Source organism: Streptomyces boncukensis (assembly GCF_011045075.1).
GTDB classification, from domain to species: domain Bacteria; phylum Actinomycetota; class Actinomycetes; order Streptomycetales; family Streptomycetaceae; genus Streptomyces; species Streptomyces boncukensis.
Genome location: NZ_JAAKZZ010000449.1, coordinates 1 through 6,159 on the forward strand (window position 1 = coordinate 1; position 6,159 = coordinate 6,159).

Below are 6,159 nucleotides of genomic sequence, written 5' to 3' on the forward strand. Positions count from 1 at the left end.
GTACGGGGGCGGGGGCGGAGGCGGTCATGGCGCGGCTCCCGTGGTTCGCGGCGGCCGGTCGCCCAGCCGGTGCGCGGTCAGCACGGCGGCGAAGGCGGCGGCCAGGGTGGAGTGGTAGCGGTGGGCGAACGCGGTCGCCTCGTCCGGGTCGGGCGACAGATCGACGCCGGGCCCCGGGCCGGAGGCGGCCCCTGCCGGGGCCCCGCCCTCCTCCCGCAGGGAGCCGTCCGCCGCGCGGGCCGCGGCGATCCGCCCCCAGGCTGCGGCCCGGTGCTCCGCCGGGTAGGGCGTCGGCAGGCAGGCGCCGACGGCCAGCAGTTCGCAGCCCAGGTCCCACTGCTCCGAGTCCAGGCAGGTGTCCAGCCAGCTGGGCAGCCAGAGGTGCAGATAGTCGGCCACCCGGCCCGGCACAGCGTGCGATGCGGCGCCCCAGTCGGCGAGGTGGAAGACCGTGTGGGTCAGGGCGTATCCGGAGTGCCGCTCGAACGTCCAGGGCTCGGGCAGCCCGCCGAGCCAGGTGGCCGGCAGCAGGTCCTCCGTACGCGCGTGCGGCGGCAGCCCGCAGCGCCGCTCGGCGTTCAGGATTCCCAGGCGCCTGTTCGGGTCCTGTTCCAGCAGCCGCCAGGAGCGCGTACGGGTCACGACATCCGCGAACTCCTCGAATACGGCGCTCCGGAAACCGGCGCCGGAAAACGCGGCGTAGATCTCCAGCGGATAGGTCGCATGCGGGTCGAGGCGGAACAGCTCGACCAGCATCGCGCCTTTCCCCGTCTCCCGCCAGGCGAATTCCAGCAGTTCCCCGGCGCCGTCGTGCAGGGGGTCCCCGGATTCGGTGTGGCGGCGGATCGACGCGGTGAGCTGAGCGAGTTCTCCCAGCGGTTTGAGCGTCCAGTTCAGATCGGTCTCGGGGGACACCACCTCCGGTGGCAGCGCGAAGCGGTCCCGCCGCGCGTCCACCCACGCCAGCGCGCGGGCCGCGACGTCCCGCAGCAGCTCCGCGGTCACCCGGCCACCGGCCCGTGCCCGCCCCTCATGAGCTGCGCCGCGTGCGCGTGCAGCGCGACCCTCGGGTCCTCGCCGCCCATCCGCAGGACGAACTCCAGCCCGCTGTCCAGCCCCAGGCTCTCCGGCACCCCGCCGGCGTACGGCCCGGACTCCAGCGCCGCCAGCCACCGCCCGGCACCGGCCGCCTGCAGCCAGTCCCGCCGCCGCACGGCGCGGACGAACCCGCGTGCCAGATCCACCGGCCGCGCCGCGGCGGCGCGGCCGACACCGCTGGTCACGCCGGTCTCCGGCACCGCCAGCGCGGCCAGCAGCGACAGCTGGTGGGTGAACGGCTGCCAGGGCAGCTCAGCCGCCCAGGACACATCCGGCTCCCGTGGCCCGCCCTCCGGCGCCCGGCCCCGGTGCAGGGCGCGCACCATCCCCCAGTGGCTCCATGCCGTCGACACCGGCGCGTCCTCCCCCGGCGGGTACGCGCGCACGGCCTCCCGTACGAGCGCGAGGTCCGCCTCCTCGGGGCTGCGCCGGAAGAGCACGCTCGGCAGCAGGACGTCGGCCCCCAGCACCCGGACCGCCGCGACCCCCAGCGCCTGCGCCTCACCGTCCTGTGCGGCGGCCCCCGCAACAGGGCGGTGGTCTCCGTCCCGCAGGACGGAAACCACCTCCGAAGCAAGGTCGCAGACTGCTCCCGACAATTGCTCCATCTCTGCGTACCGCTTTTCTACTTCTTCGGCCGCGGAGCGGGCGGCGAGAGAAGCAGCCCGCCGACGACCAACAGCAGTCCCGCGCACTCACGGGAATCCCGGAAGATTCCGTCCGCCTCGGCCGGGTTGAGAGCGGCGTCGACATCGGTTTCCAGCGACTTGAGGTCCCTGGTCTCGGACTCGTATGCAGACATGACACCATCCCCTACGGGAATTGCGATTTCGCCAACACAGACCAGTGGAACGCACGTACGGAATCCCTGCAACCGCAGCGGCACGCCAGGGAATTCCGTGGAAGGTTCAACCGCGGATCGTGCCGGAGTCCGCAGTGGACACGAGCCCGCCGCCCCGTACGGGGCGCCCCGTCGCAGGGTTGCCGCCCTCACGCCGGTTCAGCGCGGCCAGCAGCGCGCAGCACAGCGCCGCCAGCACCGCGCCCGCGCCCAGCAGGGACGGCACGGAGAAGGGGCCGGAGAGCAGCGTCACCGCGTATGGCGCGAACATGCCGAGGTAGGCCAGCGTCCACAGCAGCGCCGTCAGCCGGGCCAGCCGGTCCGCGGGGGCCAGCGCCGTCACCTCGGTCAGCCCGTAGGTGAGGGACAGGCCGTAGCCCGCGCCCAGGACGGCCGCCGCGGCCAGGGCCGGCGCGGGCTGGGCCGCCGAGGCCGCGGGCACGGCCAGCGCCAGGCCGAGGGCGATCACCGCGAGCCCGGCGGCCCCGGTGGTGATCCGGTGCCGTGCCGCCAGCCGGCGGGCGAGCGGCTGGACCAGCATTCCGGCGCCCGGCACCACGGCCGTGGCGATCCCGGCGTACACGGTCCGCCAGCCGTCCAGACCGCCGTCCACCAGGCCCGGCAGCGTGATGAAGCCGAGGGTCGGCGCGGCGAAGATCCACGGTGCGAGGGGGAGGATCGCCCGGCGGAACCGGAACCAGTCGACGGCACCGTGCGCGCCGTGCCCCCGCGGGCCCCGCCCGCGCACGACGGTCTCGGGCGCCTTACGGGCCGCCAGCCAGGCCGCCGCCGCCAGCAGCAGATGGGGGACGTACGCGCACACCCGGGGGTACGGCGCCCACTGGGCGATCAGGGACGCCACCAGGCCGCCCGAGGCGAAGCCCGCCGAGACGAACAGTCCGGAGCGCCGCGCGGCCGACCCGTGCGCGTCCGGCGCCGCGTACGGCGGGCTCGACAGCTCCTTCACCCACGCGCTGCCCGCCGCGAGCAGCGCGCCCGCGCCGACGCCGGTCACGAAGCGGCCCGGGAAGAGCCAGCCGGAGGCGGTGGCCCCGGCCATCAGCAGCACGCTGGAGAGCAGGTTGAGGACGAGCGCGGTCAGCGCCACGGGGCGGCGGCCGTACCGGTCGGCGAGCGGCCCGCCGGCCAGCAGCCCGGGGATCAGCCCGACGACGTACAGCGCGACCAGGCCCGTCACCGTGGACTCGGCCAGGCCGAGGCCGCTGCGGTAGGAGCCGAGCAGCGAGGAGAACTGGTTGGCGCTCCAGCCGGAGGCCGTCATCATCCAGGCCGCACGCAGCCCGGCGCGCGGCGCGGTGGGCGACTCGGTGAGCGGCTCGGCGGCGGGCCCGGCGGATCGGGAGAACGTGCTGGTCATCACCCCTGTGTACGGGGCGCCCTGCCCTTCGCGCCGCACGCGTTTACGATGCGTGAACGCCGCTGGGACCGCCGCGCGGCGCGGCGTACGCTGGGGGTATGGATCTCCGTCTGCTGTCGTCGTTTCTGGCGGTGGTGGAAGAGGGCCACTTCGGGAGGGCCGCGGCGCGGCTCTTCCTCTCCCCCGCCGCCGTCACCCAGCACATCGCGAAGCTGGAGAGCGCGCTGGGCGCCCCGCTGCTGCACCGCGGGCCGCCCGTCTCCCCCACCCCCGCGGGCCTGCGGATGGCCGGGCACGCCCGGACGCTGCTCGCGGCCGCGGACGCGGCGCGGGACGACATGGCGGAGTTCACCGGCACCGGCGGCGCCCCCGGGCGGCCGGACGAGGGCCGCCCGCTGCGGGTCGGCATCATGGGCCACGGCTCCGCCGAGCTGACGCCCGCCGCGATCAACGCCTTCCGCCGCGCACGCCCCGGCGTCCCGGTCGAGGTCGGTCAGCTGGACTTCACCGAGCACTCCTCGGCGCTGCTGGAGGACCGGGTGGACGTGGCCTTCATCCGCCCCGCGCCGGACGACGAACGGGTCGCCGTCGACGTCCTGACCACGGAGCAGCGGATCGTGGCCGTCCCGGAGTCCTCGCCGTACGCGGCGGCGCGGGAGGAGGGCCTGCGGGTGGCGGACGTCGCCGCGATCCCGTTCTTCCGCGTACCGCCGCACACCCCGCGCCCCTTCACCGAGTACCTGTACTTCGGGGACGAGGGCGCGCGGCGCGGCGACGCGTTCGCGCTGACGCCGCAGGAGGTGCTGACGGGGGTGGTCACGGGCCGCGCTGCGGGCTCGGGGCTGAAGTCCTTCGCCCGCTACTACGGCTGGCCCGGCGCCGTCTTCGTCCCCGTGCTCGACGCGCCCTGGGAGAGCACCTACCTGGCGGTGCGGGCCGACGACGCGGGACGCCCGCACCCGGAGATCCCGGTCTTCCGCGCCCTGACCCTGGCCCTGGCCCGGGAACTGGGCCCGCAGATCTCGCGGGGCGCCGCGCCCCGGTGAGACCCGGCGGCCCGCCCGGATACCCTCCCAGGGAACGGGACTTGGGGAATCATGAGCGTCCATGAGCAACGACGTAGTGATCTGCGTGCACGGGACGTTCGCGGAGGACAAGGACCAGCGGGACGACGGGCCCCGGTGGTGGCAGCGCGGCAGCACCGCATGGCACCACTTCGCCCGCGAGCTGCCCTCCGGCGTCGCCCTGCCCGGCAAGGACGAGCGCCTGTTCCACTGGAGCGGGAAGAACACCCAGACCGACCGCCTGGCCGCCGCCTCGGACCTGCTGGAGCTGCTCTACCGGCTGGAGCTGGAGGAGCGCCCGTACCACCTGGTGGGCCACAGCCATGGAGGGTCGGTGATCTGGGAGGCCCTGATCACCGCGCAGCTGCTCCACGAGAGGTACCAGCCCCTCCCCACCGAGGCCAAGCGGAGCGTGTCCGGCCTCTCCCGTCGGTTCAAGAGCTGCGACCTGGACGACCCCGCGCTCCCCGACCGTCTCCGGCTGCCCCGTCTGAAGAGCTGGACCACCGTCGGTACGCCGTTTCTGCACTACATGCCCAAGCAACGCTGGTACCACCGGGGCTGGACGCATCCACGCGTCAGCCTGGCCGGCGGCAACCCCGGCCTCACCCCCCAGTTGGACAGCGCGCGGCAGCTGCCCTGGCTCCTGGTCGTGCCCGTCATCCTCCTGAGCCTCGATCTGGCGCCCGGTGTCGAGTACAACGGGTTCGGCGAGTACGACCCCGGGAGCGGTTGGGTGGCGGCCCTCCTCGCCGCCTGCGTCCTGCTGCTGGTCGTATCCCGGCTGATGGCCGCGCATCTGCGGGTCACCCGCCGGCTGACCGACCGCGCCCGCGCCACCCGGCGGGCCCTCCCCCACTTCGGGCCCCGCTGGCTGGGCCTGTGGTCCCGCCATGACGAGGCCATCGCGCTGATGCGCAGCACCGCGCCCACTCCGCCCTCGCACTACGCATGGCTCTTCACCCCTGCTGGAGAACAGGGCGAGCGTCCGGCAGAGCCGAAGGCTCCGGACCTTCCCATCCCGGTGCAGTTCAAGAAGCCCCCGCGCGAGGTCGACCACTTCTCCGCTGTCGTCCGGGGCAGGCGCCCCTTCTCGTCCCTGCTCACCCCCCTCTACTGGCTGTACAACCGGCTGATCGCGCCACGGGCCCAACGGTTCATCTCCGGCACGCTGCTGCGCACCGCCCAGGGAAACGACCTGCCCGGCGCCGACCTCGCATACGTGTCCTGCTGGCCCCTCCCCAGACCGGAGGGGTCAGGGGAGGGGATGCCCGCCGAACTCGACGACGCGCTGCAACGGCGCAGCGCAGGCAGGGTTCAGGAGGTGGCCCCGCAACTGCAGCAGCTCCTGGCCCAGTTCGCGCTGGACGGGCTCGCCGCGTTCGGCCGGGGCGAACAGCGCGCGGAGCTGTCCGGCGCCGCCGACGTCCTCGTCCACACCGGCTACTTCGACGATCCCGAACTGATCCGGCTCATCTGCCGGCACATACACACCATGTCCCGGCACGACAAGCCCACAGCCCCCAGAGCCCCGAGGGCGAACCACCCCTGGCTCCGCCAGGCATACCGCGACCGCCGGACCGCGGAGCTCCCCTGAACACCCCGAACCCGGCCGGGGGGGGCGAGGCCCACATGGAGCGCCTGGAGCCCCCCCCCGTTATGGTCTTCGCGGTCCTGCAAGAGGGCTGCTGGCCTCCGGGCCCGGCATGGCTGTTCCCCCCTGTTGGAAGTCGATGACCTGGGGGGTGGTGCCACCGGGCCCGAGAGGCGCCGTTGGA

At 74.3% G+C, this 6,159-nt stretch carries 6 protein-coding genes; 2 read left to right on the forward strand and 4 right to left on the reverse strand.

Annotated features, from left to right (window positions below):
* Positions 1–24 precede the first annotated feature (24 nt).
* From G5C65_RS29300 to G5C65_RS29315, 4 genes are all read right to left on the reverse strand, one after another.
* Positions 25–1,005 carry a DUF6895 family protein gene (locus tag G5C65_RS29300; protein ID WP_165302066.1) on the reverse strand — a complete coding sequence of 327 codons (981 nt, stop codon included), beginning with the start codon at positions 1,003–1,005 and terminating at the stop codon, positions 25–27.
* Entirely contained in the window at positions 1,002–1,706 is a 705-nt protein-coding gene (locus G5C65_RS29305; RefSeq protein WP_165302067.1) for a hypothetical protein, read from the reverse strand. Before G5C65_RS29305 ends, G5C65_RS29300 begins: the two co-directional genes overlap by 4 nt.
* A 17-nt stretch (positions 1,707–1,723) precedes the next feature.
* Entirely contained in the window at positions 1,724–1,900 is a 177-nt protein-coding gene (locus G5C65_RS29310) for a hypothetical protein (RefSeq protein WP_165302068.1), read from the reverse strand.
* A gap of 106 nt (positions 1,901–2,006) precedes the next feature.
* On the reverse strand, positions 2,007–3,317 hold the full coding sequence (locus G5C65_RS29315; RefSeq protein ID WP_241266137.1) for an MFS transporter: 1,311 nt from the start codon (positions 3,315–3,317) through the stop codon (positions 2,007–2,009).
* A 98-nt stretch (positions 3,318–3,415) separates the two neighbouring features.
* Here G5C65_RS29315 and G5C65_RS29320 point away from each other — a divergent pair, with 98 nt between their 5' ends.
* Positions 3,416–4,363 (forward strand): LysR family transcriptional regulator, encoded by a 948-nt coding sequence (locus G5C65_RS29320; protein ID WP_165302069.1) that lies wholly within the window; start codon positions 3,416–3,418, stop codon positions 4,361–4,363.
* A gap of 61 nt (positions 4,364–4,424) precedes the next feature.
* Entirely contained in the window at positions 4,425–5,978 is a 1,554-nt protein-coding gene (locus G5C65_RS29325; protein WP_165302070.1) for an alpha/beta fold hydrolase, read from the forward strand.
* Positions 5,979–6,159 lie beyond the last annotated feature (181 nt).